Genomic DNA, 20,752 nt, shown 5'->3' on the forward strand with positions numbered 1-20,752 from the left:
ATGGTTAGACGACTTGCATGATTTTTTACCTGCTTGGACTTTTCAAACAACCTCTTAGAAGCAAATCAGTATCAGGAAAGTTAAGCCCTTTTTGGTGAGGAATTTTGCTGCCCTTCAAGTTAGCATGGGTGATGCGTAACATGACCCCATCAGGCGTTAAAGACTCAACCTGCGCACCAATACTACCATCATCAATCCAAACAGTGGCACCAACCTTTAATTGATCTAAGACTTCGGGGAGAGAGCAATTTGCCTGGAAACAGTCAGAGCAGATTGTGGTAGGTAAATTACGAGTCAGCAAAATACAATCGCCTCGATATATACGCTGTGGAGATTGAGGTGCGATCGCCATTCCAATTCGCGGCTTGGAACCACCTAAATCCATCAGCACCTTGCAGCGATATCCTGTTTCTATTGCCGCCAGACGAACATTGGCAATCATCGCTGACCATTCGTTAACAGTATCGTGGGCACAGTTAATGCGCACACAGTTACATCCGCGTTGAATTAAATTCCGCACCAATTCATAATTGCTGGCTGCTGGTGTCGGTAAAGTCACGATAATTCTGACTTGACGCTGGTTACGTGTGTTGCCGAATAATTCTTCTGTATATTCTTGCAACAAGCGATCGCCTACAAAAAACTCTTCAACTGACGGACGCTTAGGTAGGGAATCTGGATCGGCTTGACAAATTGCTCCCAAAGTTGCGATCGCTGCATCTAAATTAGGCAATACCTGTGCTTCAATCCGCCTCAAAGACAAACCCCAAGGCATCAAAGCTGCTTGCACCTGTCGCAAATCGTGTCGTCGCAGTGCCAAGTAGTAAGCAAGGTTGCGGCTACTGTTCACAAAAACTTGCCTTTGGATCTGCGATCGCCACTGGTTAAAGATTTTTTCTCCCTCTTTTATCACTAACTGACGCAACTGTTGCAGCGTATTTAACAAATCTTGAGCATCGGATAAATTCAAACCTGAGTAATTACATAAAATCTCGTCATTTCTATCTAAGTTAGACATAATTGTTTCCTTTTTACAAGATTTTCCTTTCTACTAATACGCTTTGATAATCGAGTAAATATCTAAGGAAATTATGAAGGAGACAATCATTTTACAAGGTTGCTTCTAACTATAATTAATAATCTATTTTTAATACCTATTTAACTAATTCTTAATCTTGGGTTAATATAGCAATACTAAGAATAATCAATAAATTAAATCCAAAAAATTAAGACTCCCCTTTGAAGGCAAAAGTAAAAAGCAGACAAGGGAAGACTTGCAGCCTATAAAACATTTTTAATTAATTAAATATATTTACTGCTTCAAAAAAATAATAGAAATTCTTACTTATTTTTAATTACAAAATAGCACTAATAAACAAATATTCTGCCTTAAAAAAAATCCATTTTATCGGCGTTTATCAGCATTTATAATATATGTAGGGTGGGCACTGCCCACCATATCAGGGTTTTGATAGGCGATGCGCAACGCCACTTGCTGCAAGCCGGGGAACCACCAAGATCGGGCTACCTCACCGCAGTGTCTCCCCTTGACTCTTGACCTGTGGCTGTGTTGTACCAGGTGTGTAGATGCAAAACGGCTTAGCGTCAGACATCGCTTACGCAAGCAGTATTATCGTAAGAAATATCCTGTTACGCTATGAAAAATGCGATCGCTCATCAAACAGCATTATTATTTATAAGTTCTATGCTGTTGATAGCCTGTGGTAAAAGTGGCAGTGTTGGTGTAAATTCCGCAAATAATCCCACTGCGACATCAAATGCAGCTAATGCTATTCCTATTGGTATCGCCTTTGCTCAAACAAGCAATGTAGCATTACTTGGTCAAGAAGGAACTGATGGAGTAAAAATTGCTCAAAAGTATTTTAATGATAAAGGCGGTATCAACGGTAAACTCATTAAATTAATATTTCAAGATACTGGTGGTGATGAAGTTGGAGCCGTTAATGCATTTCAAAGTTTAATTAATCAAAATAAAGTTGTTGGCATTATTGGCCCTACTCTGTCACAACAAGCATTTAGCGTTGACCCTATAGCAGAACGCAATCAAGTTCCAGTTATCGGTGCATCAAATACCGCTAAAGGCATTCCCGAAATTGGTGATTATGTCGCTCGTGTTTCTTCATCTGTTGCTGTCGTCGCGCCTTATGCGGTGAAAGCTGCACTCAAACAAAATCCTCAAATCAAAAGAGTAGCTGTCTTTTATGCTCAAAATGATGCATTTAATAAGTCAGAAACAGAAATTTTTCAGAAAACAGTTAAAGATTTAGGATTGAATTTAGTCACAGTCCAAAAGTTTCAAACTACAGATACAGACTTTCAAACTCAAGCTAGCAGCGCTATTAATTTAAAACCAGATTTAGCGATTATATCTGGGTTAGCTGTTGATGGAGGAAATTTAGTTAAACAGCTACGAGAACTTGGTTATAAAGGATTAATTATTGGTGGCAATGGATTTAATACATCTCATATATTTTCTGTATGTAGAGCGCTTTGTGATGGCGTAATTATTGCTCAAGCTTATAGTCCTGAATATCAAAGCGAAATTAACACTGCATTTCGCAAAGCCTACGTTGAACAATACCATAGAGAACCACCTCAAGTTAGCGCTCAAGCTTTTGCGGCTTTACAGGTATATGTAGAAGCGCTACAGTCTTTAGATAAAAAAAGCAAAATTAGCAATTTGACGCTGCCACAGTTGCGTACAGCATTGAATAAGGAGCTACTCAAAGGAACTTATCAAACTCCTCTTGGTGAAATTGCTTTTACGCCAGTAGGAGAGGTAATTCAAAAAGAGTTTTATGTTGCCCAACTGAAGATGGAAGCAAACGGTGTTAATGGTAAATTTGCTTTCTTAAATGTCAAATAGCGACAATCTTTGCATGTCAGGTGGGCATTGCCCACACGACAACTAAGTAAGTCGCTGCTAATATTTCAACCTATGTTAAGAAATTTAAATGTAGGGTGTGTTGTCGCGTAGCGCAACGCACCAAAGCACCATCAACAATTTAAGGTGCGTTAGCCTACGGCATAACACACCCTACGGCAAATTTATATTTCTTCATATACATTAGTAGCGTGGTAATTTCTTTGTTTTTCGCTGGGAATGGCGGGAAGTCGCAAAAAAGTTGTAAATGAAGTGAATTAATGACTAATTCTCAAAAGCGATCGCCACAACTTTGGCACTTACACCAAGTGTTGCACAATCATCTACGGTAAGGATTTTCAACTAGTCAAGGAATTAAGGGTCAATAGTAAAAAGCTTTTAGACTTTGGAGTGTTTTCCTATCTGGCTTTGCATTTTGGTGAAACCTACGTATATCCTAAATTTTGAAATATAGTTAAGTTCAGGTTATGGCAGGACATAGTAAATGGGCGAATATTAAGCGCCAAAAGGCTGTAGTCGATGCAAAAAGGGCAAAGACCTTTACCCAGCTGTCGCGGGCAATTATTGTTGCGGCTAGAAGCGGTGTACCAGATCCAGCCGGAAATTTTCAACTGCGTACAGCAATTGATAAAGCTAAGGCGGCGGGAATTCCCAATGATAATATTGAACGCGCGATCGCTAAAGGTGGAGGTACATTTGGCGGAGATAACGCTAGTCTAGAAGCGATTCGCTATGAAGGTTATGGCCCTGGTGGTGTAGCGATTTTAGTAGAAGCCCTTACAGATAATCGCAATCGTACTGCTGCTGACTTACGCGCCGCTTTTAGTAAAAATGGTGGCAATCTTGGTGAAACAGGTTGTGTTAGCTGGATGTTTGAGCAAAAAGGCGTTTGTACAATTCAGGAAGTAGTTGATGAAGAACAACTTTTAGAAGCATCTCTAGAAGGTGGGGCTGAGTCTTACGAAATGGCTGAGGATGAGATGGCTGAAGTATTTAGCGCAGTAGAAAATTTAGAGACTCTCAACAAAACCCTCAACGACAAAGGCTTTCAGGTGACAGATGCCGAATTGCGCTGGATTCCTAGCAATACTGTCGAAGTTACCGATCCCGATCAGGCGCGATCGCTTCTGAAGTTAATTGACACTTTAGAAGGTTTAGATGATGTTCAAAATGTTACATCAAATTTTGAAATGGCAGAAAGCCTAATGGATTTGAGTATTGTCTAGAAAAATATTTACACCAGAATTCAGGAGTCAAACAATTTTGGATTTTAGATTTTGCGGAAAGTTGCCAGGAGGGTTTCCCTCCGTAGCAAACTTTCCAAGACAGATTTTGGATTGACCCCTTAGATAAATCTGGGGGCTTGGGAATTTTGGATTTTCCATTGATTCCACAGATAAATCTGCTTGCTTGTACCAACAAGGAATTATTGGTCAGAATTGAGAATTTAGATGTAAAACAGGCTTGATGCTTGGCTTTGAAACTAAGGCTGTAAACTTCAGCAAATTTAAACCTGCTGGATATTTTGTTGTCTAGATTACATATATAGCCATCCCATTTGATTCGTGAACTTACTGGTAAAAGTAGGTAACAGGGAACAGGAAAGAAGGAACGTAGAGGTGTACCTAACTTCGCAAAAATCAAATAGGAGTCACATATCTAAAAACAGACATACAAATTTCACATAAATCGCAAACTTATGACATATGGCTATGGGATAGTTTGATTATTAATAGGTGGATAAAAAATTCCTTTGAATAAGAATCCAGAATTCAGAATCAATCTCCCGCGTTTGCTATTTCCTGTTCCCTAAGTCATCAAATAATAGTGATATAAATCATCTTTCAGGTTGGTGCTAAAGCTAACAATTTTTTTACTCTGGTAAGAACATTTTTAATATTTAGATTTACTGCTATGATGAATGTTTTTTTGATTTTGAGTCTTATATGTATTTCCTAGAAAATTTTATATCAAAATCGTGGAACATCAGATGATATATGGATTCAAAAAACACTTTTTACAGAGAAAAATATAAAAATCTACATATAAAATTTATCTAAGCAACAAGTTAAAAACACACTATTTTGCGATATTATAATGGTCTGCTATTAAGTGATATGAAAAATATCAGATAGAGAAGTTGGTGTTAACTTTCAAGTTTGGCTCTATTTTTAGCTGTATTAACCGCAAACCTATTTATAACCAACGTTTGAGGTTCCTATATAGCCACCTTCGCCAAGAAAAAGTGACTGCTAACTTCTACATTCCATAGCAGAAAGAAAATTATTTTTTGATTTTCCCGTAACTACACACTATACCATTTGAGCCTGCTGCCTTCGGTAGCAGGTTTTTTGTCATGTTAATTTATTCAAATCAGATGAAAACCCTGAGCACTAAGTAGTTTCATGATTATCAAATTTTCTGCCTTTTCCTTGTTTCATATTTTTACAACTAAGTTCACAAATTAAAGAGGATTATTATAGAAGTAAACATAGTTATAGCTTCGTTTTTCAGGGTTTACATAGTTTTTTATTTATGGATATTAGCTTTAGATAATTAAACTATTACACCACGAATAAAATAAAAATATATTTACAATAAATACAGAGCTTATAGTAAAAATATACACTAAAACTTCATAGGAATAACAAATCACTGACATATAGCTCTGGGATAGTTACATTGTTGGTTCTTTAACTAAATAAATTGCAAGTTTCTCATGAATAAGTTAGCTAAAGGTTTACTTTTTGCTCTAGCGATCGCTACCCCTGTAGCTATTTCTGCACCGATTTTTCAAGCTGAAGCTGCTACGGTACATACTACTCATCATGTAGCAACAAATAAAGCTAATGGTGGCAAAGCTGTTAAGCATAAACATCACAAACATCATGCTAAGCGCCATACTAGTTCAGCAGTAACTAAAAAGTAATCTCTTGCATTTAGGCATATTATCTGAAAGCGGTGATTAGCTTGGTTATCGATAGTTTATAGTAGCTTTTCGACCTAATTTTTCTTTATTTATCTTTGCTCCAGATAAAAACAACAAACCTCGCCGCGTTCCTCAAAAATCAGCGAGGTTTTTTCTTGTTGAAATGGGTTAAGCTAATGCAGATCTAACTTACATATTTACCGATGAGAACAGGGAAAGGATTAGCCGCGAATATTGGGGTTTCAAGCCCTAAATTTACTTATGAAAATAAATAAGTTTATAGACTATTCCAAAATTCAAAATGGTATAGCAGTCCTATTTCTTTTGTGAAAAACAAAGTACATTTGTAGATCCTTGTTTCCTGTTCCCTGTTCCCCGTTCCCTATTCCCTGACTCAACGAGTCATTTCACAACTCCTACACGGATTGCTATATAACTTGCTCTAAACCGCCCAATTGCGTAAGAATAATAGTTAAGATGCTGTAATTTCTCTTAACAATGCCGCTAACACAGCTTTTGCAAACCCTAACCCCTCCCCAAACATCCACAGACAAGCGGGGATATGATTATGATTTAGTAATTGTCGGCGGCGGGATTATAGGATTAACCCTAGCCTCTGCCTTAAAAGATTCAGGCTTGAATATACTACTGGTTGAAGCCAAAGTAGCATCAGCCGCAGTAGCCAAAGGGCAAGCCTACGCAATTCATATGCTGTCGGCACTAATTTACCAGGGAATTGGTATTTGGGACAAAATCTTACCTGAAATTGCTAAATATAACCGTGTTTGCCTCTCTGATGCCGATTATTCTGAAGTAGTGGAATTTGAAACAGCAGATTTGGGTACGCCAGAGTTGGGTTATGTAGCAGAACACCAAGCGCTGTTGCATCCCTTGCAGGAGTTTGTACGCGATTGTACCAATGTCACTTATTTATGTCCCGCAGAGGTAGTCAATACACAGTACCTACAGGACATAGTAACCATAGATATAAAAGTGGCGGAACAGATCCAGACAATTAAAACTAAATTACTAGTAGCCGCAGATGGAGCGCGATCGCCTATTCGTCAAGCTGCGGGAATTAAAACTTTAGGCTGGAAATATTGGCAATCCTGTATCGTCGCTTTTGTCCAACCAGAAAAACCCCACAATAATACCGCCTACGAAAAATTTTGGACTAGCGGGCCGTTTGCAATTTTACCTTTACCGGGAAACCGTTGCCGAATCGTCTGGACAGCGCCTCACGCAGAAGCCAAAGCTTTATGTGAGTTGGATGATGAGCAATTTTTAAGAGAACTCACCCGTCGCTTTGGCAATCAGATGGGTAAGTTGCAATTACTAGGCGATCGCTTTATTTTTCAAGTGCAGCTTATGCAAAGCGATCGCTATGTCTTACCCCGATTGGCATTAATTGGCGATGCAGCTCACAATTGCCATCCCGTTGGTGGACAAGGTTTAAATCTAGGTATTCGAGATGCTGCGGCTTTAGCACAAGTGTTGCAAACAGCAAACGCAGCTGGTGAAGACATTGGCAAAATCCAGATCCTCAAACGCTATGAACGCTGGCGTCAGCGAGAAAACCTGACAATATTAGGTTTCACCGATTTGTTAGATCGGATTTTTTCTAACAACTTCTTACCTGTGTTGCTGGTTCGTCGTCTAGGTTTATGGATTATGCGACGAGTGCCAATGCTAAAAATCTATACTCTCAAATTAATGATTGGGTTAAAAGGTCGGACTCCAGAATTAGCAAAAAGGTAAGTTGGGCATTTGTCCTTTGTCATTCGTCATTTGTCATTTGTCAACAAGCAATAGACAAAGGTCATTTTTCATTTCTTCCCCTAGCCCCCTTGTCCCCCTTGTCCCCTTGTCCCCTTGTCCCTATCCTCTAACCCTGCTGCTTGAGCAATAACTAAAGCCAAATTTGCAGGGTTAATTGGCTTGGTAACATGAGTTTGAAACCCAGCTAATAGCGCCTGTTGCTGGTAACTATCTTCGGCATAGGCCGTGAGTGCGATCGCCGGAATTTGTCCTCCTAACTCTGGAGGCATAGCTCTAATTTGACGGATCAGCATGTAACCATCGATTTCTGGCATCCCAATATCGCTTAATAAGACATTTGGCTGGAAGTCAGGTAACACTTGTAGCGCTTCGGTAGGCGATCGCACTTGAGTAACTTCTGCTCCCAACTGTTCTAGAAAGAAACTAATTAAATCTCGGGTATCGAAATCGTCATCGACAACGAGAACTTTTACTCCATTGAGATCGGGACATTCATCTAGTTGTCTATCACCTTGATTACTATCTAAATAGCTCTGTATTAATGGCAGCGTTACTGTAAAGGTTGCTCCCTGCCCTTCTCCAGGACTTTCTGCTTTCACCGTACCACCATGTAGCTCAACAAGGTGACGGACAATAGCTAATCCTAAACCCAATCCCCCAAATTTCCTGGTATTCGTGCTATCAGCTTGTCGAAAGTAGTCAAACACATAAGGTAAAAAATCAGGGCTAATGCCTTTACCTGTATCCTGCACCTGTAACTGTACCTCGGAACCCAACGATGCTAAACGAATTTCTACTTGTCCATTTGGCGGTGTGAACTTCACAGCGTTGGAAAGTAAGTTCCAAACAACTTGCTGTAAACGACTGTTATCACCAGAAACCTGAGCGACATTCGGTTGCACTAGCACCTGAAGCTGAATTGATTTAGCTTCAGCAGCTAGCTGCACGGTTTCTATCGCTGCGGCGATCGTTGTTGCTAGATCAACTTGAGTAATATTGAGGCTGAGTTGCCCTTGCAGAATCCGGGAGACATCCAGCAAATCTTCAATTAACTCGGTCTGAAGCTTGGCGTTGCGCTCGATGGTTTCCAGGGCGCGGGCAGTAGTTGCTTCATCATACTTTTGAGTTTGCAGCAACTTCGACCATCCCAAAATTGGGTTGAGTGGCGTGCGCAGTTCGTGGGAGAGAACTGCTAAAAATTCATCTTTGAGTCGGTTAGCTTGAATTAATTGCTCTGTTTGCTGTTGTAAAGAAGCCATCAAATCAGCACGTTCTAGAGCAACTGCCACTTGGTCGGAAGTCGCTTGCAGCAGTGCCATCTCTTCTGGGGTAAAGTGGCTACGAGTGCGGCTGGCAAAGAAAAGTACACCTAGTAGTTTTCCGTGAACAATTAACGGCTGACTTGCATAAGCTGTGATTTTTAAAGCACAAAGGATATGGTTATTTGGATAAGTAGAGTGTTGCACGTTGTTGACAACAATTTGACGACGTTGCTGTGCGACTAATCCACAAATCCCTTGACCAAGTTCCAGCCATTCAATGCACTCAGCTAGTTGATCGTCAATCCCACTCCACGACTTCAAGCGCAGTTTTTGCCTATCTTCCTGTGTATCAATCAAATAGTTGAAGTAACAATGTAAATCCATCTGGGCTGAGAGTTTGCCGAACAAATCGTTCATTAACTCTAATGGATGCTCTGTTGAAAGCAAAGCGCTGGCTGTTTCCGAGAGCAGTTTCAGTCGTTCACTATGTTTTTGTAGAGCTTGTTCTGCTTGCTGGCGTTGTCGAAGTGCGCGTTCGCGTTCGGTAATGTCAACTGCCACGCCTCCCACTAAGCGTTGTCCACAAGGATCGGTAATGGGAAACTTATAAACCAAAAAGTCGCCCATTGTGCCATCTTGCAGTGGGGCTAGCTCGATCGCCTCAACGACCTGATTTGTCTGGGCAACCTTTCTAATATTATTGAAAAATTGTTGAGCAACTTCAGTTGGGTAGAGCTCGAAGATAGTTTTACCGATCGCGTCGGTTGTTGATAATTGGAATGTGCGGTAATAAGTGGGACTCAGGTAAAGTATATGCCCTTGGACATCCGTAATCCAGGCTGCGGTTGGGCTGTTGTCCATAAAAGCCTGAAATCGCTCTTCACTTTGGTGTAGCGCTCTTTCGGTTTGTTTGCGACTGCTAATATCAAGAATAAAAGTCACTAACTGCTGTTGAGTCCCGCGTAATGGTGAGTAGCCAACTACAACAGATACGCGAGAACCATCTTTACGAATGAATTCTTTTTCATAAGGAGTACAAGCGCCCTGAACCTTAGCTTCAGCAATACCTAATTCATCTAAATCTAAGTATTCTGGTGGCGTCATATTCACCCAACTGAGTTTACCTGCTTGGAGATCGGCGCGGCTATAGCCGACAATCCGCAAAAACTCGTCGTTGGCTTCTAGAATGCTACCATCCTCATGGCTAAAGAGAATCCCGACTAAATTCGCTTCAAAAAAACTCCTCAGCCGTTCTTGGCTAGCTTTTACCGCTGCTTCTGCCTGTCTGTGAGGAGTGATGTTCATCATGCTCACTAATACGCTGTCAAACTTGGCATTTGCTGGCGGAAACGTGATTGTAAACCAGACATTCAAATGCTCTCCTTGAAGAGTTTGGAGAATGGTTTCCGATTCAAAATAGGTTTGTTGCGCAACGAGCACAAGGAGTTCTTGGACAAATATTTCTAGAGTTGATGGGACAAATATTTGTTGTAGCGAACCCAGCAGTTGATTTTTGTCTGCTGCACCAAACATTTGCACCGCCGCATTATTGGCATTGATAATTCTCACCATACCCATTGCTTGTTGCACAAAATTAGGGTGTTCGGCAAAGAAGGTACGAAAATCTTGGATGCCTTGAGCTTTCAAATCATCAAGGGCGGCTTTAACCAGCGAAAAATCTTCTTCAAAAATCGCTACACCTGCGGCTTCAAAGATGTATCGGTATTTCCTTTCCTGTTCCTGAAATGCCTCTTCTGCGTGCTGGCGATCGCGCAGCGCTGTTTGGTGTTCGCTAATATTCTGAAAATATACACTTATACCCTGCTCTGAGGGATAAACATGAATATCGTACCAACAATCACAAGGCTGATAGTAAAATTCAAAGTTTATTGGGACGCCTTCAATGAAAGCGCGATGATATTGCTCATAAACTTGAGTATTGGCTAATACTGGGTATTGCTCCCAAATGTTTTTACCCAGCAGTTGATCGCGAGATTTACCTAAGATGCGCTCCGCGCAAGTATTAATGTAGGTAAAACACCAATCACGATCCAAAGTATAGAAGGCATCGGTCATGCTTTCTAAAATGGCGATCGCTTGCTCTTTTTTAGCTTTTAACTGAGCTTGCAATTGTTGCTGTTGCTGCAATGTTGCTTGATGTAACCGACTTATCTTCAGATTTACCTCGATTCGACATAACAGTTGAGAGTCGGAAAAAGGCTGACTGAGATAATCATCGGCTCCCGCTGCTAGCGCCGCCATACAAAGGTCTTCCTCGGCTCCTGCTGACAGCAGAATGATGGTTATATTTTGCGTTTGCTCTTTTGAGCGCAGCGATCGCAACAACTCCAACCCATCCATTCTTGGCATCATCACATCAGCTATCACTAAGTCAGGCAGCTGCTTTAATTGTTGGATATTACTTAAAGCATCTATCCCATCGACTGCTAAGTGAACTTGATAACGTTGGCTCAACAGCTGCTGCAAGCGATCGCGCATTTGCGCATCGTTATTAGCTAAGAGAATCCGAGCAGCAGGATTATTTACTTTTGCTTCTACAGTCACAGTCTCTGCTCCTCACTCTTTAAGTGTTTGGTTACTAAGTATTTGTTGGCGCTTTCTCAGAAAGTGCAGCAACTCCTCAATCTGCCTCCAAATCCGCTGTGATAGTTTTGTCCATCCATTCTGCTTCTGCTTAAAACAGCAGTTAGCTATTTGGAGTAGTCCGCCATATCTAGCAGTAAACTTTTCCAAAGACAGATGAATTTGCTGCTGAAGCTCAAGAACTAAGTCTAAAATTTTCAGCTGCTTGATTAAAGACATCTTATTTTTTATTCTTATATATAGAATAAACAATAAGGCAAATATTGGACTATTTGTCTCTTACTTAGGAAATATTTTAAAGATGAATATAATTTCTGCTATATCTCGCCTCTCTGCCAATATAAGTACTACAAAAGTGTATAAATACAGAGATATTATTAAAGATTTACTATTTTTACAAATGCTACAGCGCGCTTAAATTAAGCATTTTAGCAATTTTAAATTAAATTTTATAATTTTAATTTAATTATCTTTCTAGCTATTTTATTTAAACAAAATTTCTATACATGAGTTGGTTTATTAAATCAATATCAATAAGAAATAACGAATGAATATAGAAGTTAGACTAGATATAATTTGTTCACCCAAACTTACTAGTGAAAAAACACAGTAATTTTTCTCTGGTATTCAGTTATAGATGATCCCGCCTGAGTATTGGCGGTTTTTACTTCAGTATTTCGCCTAATATTTTAGATAAAGGCTACCTAGAGCAAAAGATAAATTAACTTTCATTAAGTGTGTTGCCGACGCTGCATTTCCACAAAAATTGGTCTATCCTCTACTAAGAGATAGATGTCATGGGATCGCTAATGCGCTAGAAGTAAGTCCAGTCATGGCAAATCTTAAAATTCGGAGATTTGCTTAATTTGAGATGAGATTAAAAATCAAAAATGAAAAAGTGGCGACACTGACCGTCAGTAATGCTAAAGTTTCAAGAAATTCACCTGAAATTTTCAGCGGGTATTCATGCTGAAGCAGCTTAAAAAAAATCCAATTCCTCTAATTGCTGGTGCAGGACTATGTGCCTTTTTAGCCGGAGCAATGGTGTCGGCACCTGAGATTGGAAAATCCTTAGGGCAATGGCTAAAACATGGCAATAATTCACCTGAGCAGATCTCGGAAACTAGCAAAGCCAAATCAGCCGTGTACCCACTGGTATCACAATCTCTGCCAGAACGAGCAGCAAAACTAGCAGAGATCGCCCAAAATCCTCGCTCGGCTGATCGAGAACGTGCTCGTTATCTTTTAGCTAGTGATTACATTGAAAGAACGCAAGCGAAAAAAGCACTAGTTTTATTAGAAGGGTTGGAGACAGACTATCCACTCCTCGCCCCTTACATTTTGCTGAAACAAGCCCAAGCCCAGGATTTGCTAGGTGAAGATGGCAAAGCCTCAGATCTGCGGCAAAAAGTGCTGAAACAGTATCCTAAAACAGCAGCCGCAGTTAAAGCCATCTATTTAATTGCGCAACCAAAGCAACAGAATTTAGCGATCGCTCAATTTCCCTCCCATCCCCTAACCTGGGAAATTATCCGCAAGCGCCTACAAGAAAATCCCAATCAGCCACAATTACAATTAATTTTGGCAAAATACGCTGCTAACCAACCAGGAACAGTTGGCGTTTTGGATGAATTAGCCAAAGGTTTTACTCTCAAACCTGAAGATTGGGAAATTATCGGTACAGCTTACTGGACAAATAATGTATTTGACAAAGCTGGCGCTGCTTATGCCAAAGCACCCAAAACACCGCTCAATCTCTACCGTACTGGACGCGGTTTGCAAGTATCAGGCAAAAACCGAGAAAAAGCGATCGCGAGTTATAAACAACTGGTGCAGCAATTTCCAGAGGCGCAAGAAAGCGGAACTGCCTTATTGCGGTTAGCAGAAATGGCAAAAACCCGTCAAGAAGCCTTGCCTTATCTTAACCAGGCGATCGCCAAATTTCCTGATGCAGCTAGTAAGGCATTGGTAGAAAAAGCCAAAATTTTCCAAGGACTCAAGGATAATAAGTCAGCTGCACAAGCATGGCAATTATTGATTGCCAAATACAGCAATTCTGACGAAGCCGCAGAATACCGTTGGAAATTAGCCCAAGAAAAAGCCACAGCTAAAGATTATGCAGGTGCATGGCAATGGGCAGAACCAATTACCACCAACAATCCCACCAGCATTTTGGCTCCTAGAGCAGGTTTTTGGGTAGGTAAATGGGCAACTCTGTTAGGGAAACAGCAAGAAGCGAAAACTGCTTATGAATATGTGATTAGCCAGTTTCCTTACTCTTACTATGCATGGCGATCGGCAGCAATATTGGGGCTGAATGTAGGCAACTTTAATACCGTGCGCCAACTGAAGCCAGAAGTAGTCCCACCTCAACGTCCTGTACCAACTGCTGGTTCTGAAACTTTCAAAGAATTATATCTTTTAGGGCAAGACCGAGATGCTTGGTTGCAATGGGAAACAGAATTTCAAAATAAGGACAAGCCCACGGTAGCAGAACAATTTACCGAAGGTTTAATGCAACTAGCCAGAGGAGAAAATAAATTAGGAATTGATACGATTTCTAAATTAGAAGACCGAGAAACTCCAGAAGAACAAGCCGAATATGAAGCTCTCAGCAAACAAAGTATTTACTGGCAAGCTCGTTATCCCTTTCCCTATCTTCAAGAGATTGAAAAGTGGTCTACTCAACGTCAACTCAATCCTTTGTTAGTAACAGCTTTGATTCGTCAAGAGTCGCGGTTTGAACCTAAAGTCAAATCTATCGCCAATGCTACTGGCTTAATGCAGGTTTTACCAAGCACAGCTAAATGGATCGCCCCACAAATCAAGGTAGATAGCAAAACAATAAATTTAGAAGATCCTAACGACAACATTATGCTGGGAACTTGGTATTTAGACCATACTCATCAGCAATATAACAATAACTCCCTGCTAGCGATCGCCAGTTACAATGCTGGCCCAGGCAACGTTTCCAAATGGCTGCAAACTATACCGACACAAGACCCAGATGAATTTGTTGAGAAAATCCCCTTTGATGAAACTAAAAATTACGTGCGTCAAGTGTTGGGTAACTATTGGAATTATTTGCGGCTATACAACCCAGAAATTTCTGGCTTAGTCGGACAATACTCAACCGCACACCCAAAATTGCCCACGCAGTGATTTAGTGTGAGGAGGACAAGGAGGGCAAGGAGGACAAGGGAGACAGGGGAGCAAGGGGGAAGAAATGCTTGATCCTTGGAATATGGACTTTTGAAGCATTCTTCCTGACAGCTTCCCCAGTAAAATAGTTAGCAAATGTTGCCTAATTGCTGAATCATGACGCCACAAAACTTAGACACTGTATCGCAGTCCGATTCGTCTGGCGATTACCCAGATGCAACTGCTACAACTTCACCCGATATCGACGTGGAAGGATATGGCAACTCTGATGTTGATCCGCTAGATGAGTTGCCAGATGAAGTTGAAATGTCCTTTTTCGACCACTTAGAGGAGTTGCGCCTACGGATTTTTTATGGGCTAATTGCCGTTGCAGTAGGTATTGTAGGCTGTTTTTTCAACGTCAGGCCAATTGTCCAGCTTTTAGAAGTTCCAGCACAGGGAGTAAAATTTCTCCAACTTGCTCCAGGGGAATATTTCTTTGTTTCTCTGAAAGTTGCAGCCTACTGTGGCTTATTACTTTCTACTCCTTTCATCCTTTACCAAATTGTTCAGTTTGTGCTTCCTGGGCTAACTCGCCGCGAACGCCGCTTGCTAGGGCCTGTAGTTTTAGGGTCGAGTGTGCTGTTTGCTGCTGGGTTAGTCTTTGCTTATTTTCTGCTTATCCCCGCAGCTTTGAAGTTTTTTATCAGCTACGGTGCAGATGTAGTAGAACAACTTTGGTCAATTGAAAAATATTTTGAATTTGTTTTGTTGCTATTATTTAGCACGGGCATAGCATTTCAAATTCCTGTTATTCAACTACTACTTGGTACTTTGGGAATCGTTTCCTCTCAACAAATGTTTTCGGGTTGGCGTTACGTAATTATGGGTGCAGTGGTTTTAGGTGCTGTCCTTACACCTTCAACTGACCCTCTCACCCAAAGCCTCTTAGCAGGTGCAGTGCTAGGGCTTTATTTTGGTGGGATTGGTTTAGTGAAGCTGACAGGGAAATGAATGCCACAAATCACCTATGAAGACTTTGAAAAAGTCGAGATTCGAGTTGGAAAAGTTATCGAAGTAGCGGATTTTCCCGCAGCCAAAAAACCAGCCTATAAACTTTGGATAGACTTTGGTTATTTGGGCATTAAAAAATCTAGTGCCCAAATTACTCAGCTTTATCAGCCAGAGCATTTAGTTAACAAATTAATACTAGCTGTCACCAACTTTCCACCTCGCCAAATCGCTGATTTTATGTCTGAAGTTTTGGTTTTAGGAGTAGTTCTCGATCGTGGCGAAGTAGTTTTAATTCAGCCAGATAGTGATGTAGCTTTGGGCAAAAGAATTTTATAGTAACTCTTACATAACAATCCTTTTAGCTTGGCATATATCTTTAAAGAAGCTAATTGTCAAGAGTATTTCATAATATCCATTCCGAAGAACGCTCACCTAAATCAAGGGGAATACTTACAGCTTTGCCAAGTCGGGGGCGATCGCGTGTTTGTGTAATAAATGTTTGGACTTGTGTTGTCCCACCTAAGGCATGAAGGTAATTGGCAATGCTATCAAGATGGTCTTGGTACTCGTCTTCACTCAATGGAAAAGAGGCTTGCTCTAGATATTTCCACATGACTTGGAGAAATATTTTTCCCTGAGATCGCCGCAACTGCACATCGTAAGAGCGCCCCCACTTATCAAGCAACAGTTGACGTAATTCCTGTCCTGTCATAGGTTGTCTCAATTAGATTTTACATTTAGTTATGATGTTAAGTTCCGTAACTCAAGTATGATAAGGATATAAAGAAATGTAATGCTAACAGAAAAGATGCTAGAAATATCTTGGAACAGAGAAGTATGGCATTTTTGTGGGCGTTAGCATTTCGGCTTAGATAAGAGTTGCTCAACTACTAGTACTCTTATCAAAATGCTTAACAAAATACACAAAGAGCGCGTAGATTATGGCTCAATTTTCTGAATCCGCAGACGTGCCCGATATGGGGCGTCGTCAATTCATGAATCTGCTCACTTTTGGAACCGTCACTGGAGTGGCTCTGGGTGCATTGTATCCCGTTGTCAAGTATTTTATTCCACCTGCTACTGGTGGCGCTGGTGGCGGTACAACGGCAAAAGACGAGCTGGGCAACGATGTTAGCGTCAGCAAATTTCTAGCAAGCCATAATGTAGGCGATCGCGCCCTAGTTCAGGGACTCAAAGGCGACCCCACTTATCTTGTCGTAGAAAGCAAAGAGGCGATCGGCGATTACGGCATTAATGCCATCTGCACCCATTTAGGCTGTGTTGTCCCTTGGAATGTGGCAGAGAACAAGTTTAAATGTCCTTGTCACGGTTCCCAATACGACGCAACCGGTAAAGTTGTTCGAGGTCCAGCACCTCTGTCTTTGCCTTTGGCTCATACCAAAGTCCAAGAAGACAAAGTCGTCGTTAGTCCTTGGACTGAAACCGACTTCCGCACCGGCGAAGAACCTTGGTGGGCTTAAGTATCTTGTCATTTGTCAATAGTCCAGTTGTCAGTTGTGTACTTTCCACTGACAAATGACAAATGACAAATGACCAATGACAAATTCACGAGAGAATCGTTGCCCTTATAGAGATGAGAAATGCTTCGATAACAGCGAGGTTTACTCGCAGTACTAGAGCAATAGTCAAAACATTGCTCATAGCGATCGCTACCGTGACATTTTACTTCACCAGCGATTTAGCTCTTCCGCAGTCTGCTGCTGCCTATCCTTTCTGGGCCCAGCAAACCTATCCAGAAACACCTCGCGAACCGACTGGGCGAATTGTTTGCGCCAACTGTCACTTAGCCGCCAAGCCGACAGAAGTGGAAGTTCCCCAATCAGTGCTACCTGACACTGTGTTTAAAGCTGTGGTGAAAATCCCCTACGATACCAGCGTCCAGCAGGTAGGTGCTGATGGTTCTAAAGTCGGCTTAAACGTCGGTGCTGTATTGATGCTACCCGAAGGCTTCAAGATTGCTCCCGAAGACCGCATTTCTGAAGAACTTAAAGAAGAAGTCGGCGACACTTACTTCCAAACTTACAGCGAAGAGAAAGAAAACGTTGTGATCGTCGGGCCATTACCTGGTGAACAGTATCAGGAAATCGTCTTCCCAGTTCTTTCTCCCAACCCCGGAACTGATAAAAATATCCACTTCGGTAAATATTCAGTTCACGTAGGTGCTAACCGGGGACGCGGACAAGTTTACCCAACTGGTGAAAAGAGCAACAACGCAGTTTATAACGCTTCTGCTGCTGGTACAATCACCAAGATTGCCAAAGAGGAAGATGGAGACGGTAACGTCAAATATGTTCTGAGCATCAAAACCGACGCTGGTGAAGTTGTCTCTGATAAGATTCCTCTAGGACCAGAACTGATTGTTTCCGAAGGGCAAACTGTTAAAGCTGGTGATGCTTTGACTAACAATCCTAACGTTGGTGGATTTGGTCAACAAGATGCAGAGATTGTATTGCAAGATGCCAATCGAGTCAAATGGTTGATTGCATTCATCGCCCTTGTGATGTTAGCTCAAGTCATGCTGGTGTTGAAGAAGAAGCAGGTTGAAAAAGTCCAAGCTGCTGAGATGAATTTCTAAATTATTTACGAATTCATTTATTTTAAGACAGGCAATTTGCCTGTCTTTTTTTATCAAAAATATGCAGCAAACAGAAAAGTTAGTCTTACCGTGTCGAAGTTGGATATCAAAATGATTAGCAAAGAAACTGCCGAGCATTATCTATGGGGTAATAATTGTCATGGTTGGCATCTTGTTCAACAACTAGGGTTAAGCGTGATTCAGGAAATTATGCCACCAGGAACCTCGGAAGTCAGACACTATCACCAGCGATCGCGGCAGTTTTTCTTTATTCTATCTGGAACAGCAACCTTAGAAATTGATGGTTCTCGCCAAATTCTTTCTCAGCACCAAGGTGTAGAAGTTCCCCCTAATCTTCCTCATCAGATGCTAAACGAAAGCGATCGCGATCTAGAATTCCTGGTAATTTCCCAGCCTCCCAGTCATGGCGATCGTATTTTGGTTAGTTAATCGGAATTCTTGGTATCGTGCTTTCTGCTATTTCTAATTTACTTACAGAAGGCTATTCATAAAATTCCTAAACTTCAGGAAAATGTATGAGTAATGTTTTTGAGGCTATTGTATGTGCAATTGATTTTGCTAAAGCTAACGATTTATACTATTTTGAAAAAAGAACGCGACACATGAGTAGGGGCACGGCACCAGTAAAATAATTTGATATACCAAAAGATTGTGGATGCCGTGCCCCTACAAAGAATTTATCTGTGGCAAACATTATTTGAATTGGTATTAGATTGTAAAACAAACAACTATTGGATCAGCGTTTCAGATTTCCATCTGTCGCAATCATTTTTCAAATTGGTATTACTTACAAAAATATCTTCAGGGTTAACCTTAGAAGTTATAACAATTAATGAAATTCTATGCGTTATTTATCGAGTTGAAGAAAATAGAAATAAATTAATATTTTCTCGGCAGATAGAGTATTTAGCTAGCCAATTATCATTAGAAATTTCTGCGGTTCTGGTAGCACGTTATGATTCTAGAGTTGGACATCGTTCCTCAATTTTGTTCGAGGAAAGTTTACCTATGTCTTCATTTGATGAGAATGATAAAATCTGGGTTTTGTTGGATGAAGAAGGAAACCCTTTAATTGATGGAGAACGATTTTCAATAAACTCAATGAAAGATGATCAAGAATATGAAACTATCTGTAATGCAATTCAATTGGGTCTTCAAGCTCTTGGAGTAGAAGATTGTAATGAAGTCTATTCGTTCATTACATCTAACTAATAATAAAATCACACTAGATAAATTAACTGAACAATTCAAGTGTTAAATTTAATTTAAACCCAGTTAAGTTGAGGTATCCAGCTATGACAGCCTCAGTAGAATATATCCCAGTTACGCCAATTGAATATCCAGAAGAGGACGGTAAGCCAATGGCTGAAGGTGATTTACAGCGTAAGTATTTGGTTTATGCTACAAATGTCCTGGAAATTTATTTCCAAAACCGTCCTCATGTTTATGTTTCTGGAAATTTATTTGTCTACTACGAAGAAGGAAATCCAGAATCAGTTGTGGCTCCAGATGTATTTGTGGTATTTGGTGTTGATAATAAGGAACGCCGTTCTTATAAAACCTGGCAAGAACAAGATAAAACCCCCGATTTTGTTTTAGAGATTACCTCAAAAAGCACCCGTAGCAAAGACCAGGGAGCTAAGAAAGGAATTTATGCGTTTTTGGAAGTGCGTGAATATTTCCAATATGACCCTACAGGCGATTATCTCACCCCCCAACTCCAAGGTTTACGCTTAGTCGAAGGCAATTATTTTCCAGTGGCAACCAATACTCTACCAGATGGTACATTTTCTCTACTCAGTGAAGTTTTGGGTTTAGAGTTGCGTCTAGATGAGGGAAAACTACGCTTTTACGACTCAGTAACAGGTCGAAAACTCCTAACTCATGAAGAGGAAGTTGCTGCACGAGAAGCCGCAGAAGAAGCTCAACAGCAAGCAGAGCAAAGAGCGCAAAGATTAGCTGCTAAACTCCGAGAATTAAATATTGACCCCGATAATTTATAAAAAGCCAAGCTTGAGATCTAAAGTGTGTTAGCGCTACTCATAACGCACCTACAATATTGCACTATCTGTCATTGCGATCGCAAACCAGTTAAGTGTGGTTTACCCTACTGTCACGATTGATAAACAGGTTAGTTGAAATAAACACCCAGTTTTGGGACTTGGAAATTTTGCTTTACAAAAACTTCAAATAGTTGACGATATATGAAGAATATGTTAAATATATTCATATAAGCTTACAAAGCTAACAAACATAAATATTTGAACTACGACAACTCGAAGAAAATCTGACATTTGGGTATTTCGGAGCTTTCTTCTTTCACCTCGGCACGCGCAGCCGAGGTTTTATTTTAGGGTATAAGTTTTTGGTGAGATTTTGAAGATGGCGATCGCTTTAGTTGTTCGTAATTCCAACTGTGTTGCAATATCAGCAAATGCCTGACCTATATTTCGGTATATACCCTAAGGACATTAAGCGTTAATCAAGTAAAAATTGATTCG

General features: G+C 40.6%; 16 protein-coding genes. 12 read left to right on the forward strand and 4 right to left on the reverse strand.

The features are described 5' to 3' along the window. Positions 1–25 precede the first annotated feature (25 nt). Complete coding sequence (locus BV372_RS15000; RefSeq protein WP_086687301.1) at positions 26–1,018, reverse strand: pyruvate kinase; 993 nt, start codon at positions 1,016–1,018, stop codon at positions 26–28. A 639-nt stretch (positions 1,019–1,657) separates the two neighbouring features. Between BV372_RS15000 and BV372_RS15005 the strand changes: the two genes are divergently transcribed. From BV372_RS15005 to BV372_RS15020, 4 genes are all read left to right on the forward strand, one after another. Continuing rightward, on the forward strand, positions 1,658–2,887 hold the full coding sequence (locus BV372_RS15005) for an ABC transporter substrate-binding protein (RefSeq protein WP_086687302.1): 1,230 nt from the start codon (positions 1,658–1,660) through the stop codon (positions 2,885–2,887). A gap of 485 nt (positions 2,888–3,372) precedes the next feature. Beyond that, complete coding sequence (locus tag BV372_RS15010; protein WP_086687303.1) at positions 3,373–4,131, forward strand: YebC/PmpR family DNA-binding transcriptional regulator; 759 nt, start codon at positions 3,373–3,375, stop codon at positions 4,129–4,131. Positions 4,132–5,624: 1,493 nt separating this feature from the next. Continuing rightward, on the forward strand, positions 5,625–5,834 hold the full coding sequence (locus BV372_RS15015; protein WP_086687304.1) for a hypothetical protein: 210 nt from the start codon (positions 5,625–5,627) through the stop codon (positions 5,832–5,834). 498 nt (positions 5,835–6,332) lie between these two features. Further along, the gene (locus BV372_RS15020) at positions 6,333–7,592 is read left to right on the forward strand and encodes an FAD-dependent hydroxylase (protein WP_086687305.1); all 1,260 of its coding nucleotides are present in this window, start codon (positions 6,333–6,335) and stop codon (positions 7,590–7,592) included. 80 nt (positions 7,593–7,672) lie between these two features. On the opposite strand, the gene BV372_RS15025 is transcribed toward BV372_RS15020, so the two are convergent. Together BV372_RS15025 and BV372_RS15030 are read right to left on the reverse strand one after the other, a co-directional pair. Then, positions 7,673–11,440 (reverse strand): PAS domain S-box protein, encoded by a 3,768-nt coding sequence (locus BV372_RS15025; RefSeq protein ID WP_086687306.1) that lies wholly within the window; start codon positions 11,438–11,440, stop codon positions 7,673–7,675. Positions 11,441–11,452: 12 nt separating this feature from the next. After that, positions 11,453–11,698 carry a hypothetical protein gene (locus BV372_RS15030; RefSeq protein ID WP_086687307.1) on the reverse strand — a complete coding sequence of 82 codons (246 nt, stop codon included), beginning with the start codon at positions 11,696–11,698 and terminating at the stop codon, positions 11,453–11,455. A gap of 747 nt (positions 11,699–12,445) precedes the next feature. On the opposite strand from BV372_RS15030, the gene BV372_RS15035 reads away from it, so the two are divergent. The 3 genes from BV372_RS15035 (at position 12,446) to BV372_RS15045 (ending at position 15,970) form a co-directional block, all read left to right on the forward strand. Next, positions 12,446–14,641, forward strand: coding sequence for a transglycosylase SLT domain-containing protein (locus BV372_RS15035; RefSeq protein ID WP_086687308.1), 2,196 nt, complete (start codon positions 12,446–12,448; stop codon positions 14,639–14,641). Between the two features lie 156 nt (positions 14,642–14,797). Next, complete coding sequence (tatC, locus tag BV372_RS15040; RefSeq protein ID WP_086687309.1) at positions 14,798–15,634, forward strand: twin-arginine translocase subunit TatC; 837 nt, start codon at positions 14,798–14,800, stop codon at positions 15,632–15,634. After that, entirely contained in the window at positions 15,635–15,970 is a 336-nt protein-coding gene (locus BV372_RS15045; RefSeq protein ID WP_086687310.1) for a tRNA-binding protein, read from the forward strand. A 67-nt stretch (positions 15,971–16,037) separates the two neighbouring features. On the opposite strand, the gene BV372_RS15050 is transcribed toward BV372_RS15045, so the two are convergent. After that, a complete protein-coding gene (locus BV372_RS15050) occupies positions 16,038–16,346 on the reverse strand; it encodes a DUF3067 family protein (RefSeq protein WP_086687311.1) in 309 nt (102 codons plus the stop codon). 229 nt (positions 16,347–16,575) lie between these two features. Here BV372_RS15050 and petC point away from each other — a divergent pair, with 229 nt between their 5' ends. The 5 genes from petC (at position 16,576) to BV372_RS15075 (ending at position 20,254) form a co-directional block, all read left to right on the forward strand. Then, positions 16,576–17,115 carry a cytochrome b6-f complex iron-sulfur subunit gene (gene petC, locus BV372_RS15055; protein WP_086687312.1) on the forward strand — a complete coding sequence of 180 codons (540 nt, stop codon included), beginning with the start codon at positions 16,576–16,578 and terminating at the stop codon, positions 17,113–17,115. Between the two features lie 113 nt (positions 17,116–17,228). After that, on the forward strand, positions 17,229–18,230 hold the full coding sequence (gene petA / locus BV372_RS15060) for a cytochrome f (protein ID WP_086687313.1): 1,002 nt from the start codon (positions 17,229–17,231) through the stop codon (positions 18,228–18,230). A gap of 111 nt (positions 18,231–18,341) precedes the next feature. Then, positions 18,342–18,680 (forward strand): cupin domain-containing protein, encoded by a 339-nt coding sequence (locus tag BV372_RS15065; protein WP_086687321.1) that lies wholly within the window; start codon positions 18,342–18,344, stop codon positions 18,678–18,680. 222 nt (positions 18,681–18,902) lie between these two features. Then, positions 18,903–19,463, forward strand: coding sequence for a hypothetical protein (locus BV372_RS15070; protein ID WP_179198101.1), 561 nt, complete (start codon positions 18,903–18,905; stop codon positions 19,461–19,463). Positions 19,464–19,546: 83 nt separating this feature from the next. Beyond that, complete coding sequence (locus BV372_RS15075) at positions 19,547–20,254, forward strand: Uma2 family endonuclease (RefSeq protein WP_086687315.1); 708 nt, start codon at positions 19,547–19,549, stop codon at positions 20,252–20,254. Positions 20,255–20,752: the final 498 nt, after the last annotated feature.

The organism is Nostoc sp. T09 (genome assembly GCF_002154695.1).
Classification (GTDB): Bacteria; Cyanobacteriota; Cyanobacteriia; order Cyanobacteriales; family Nostocaceae; genus Aulosira.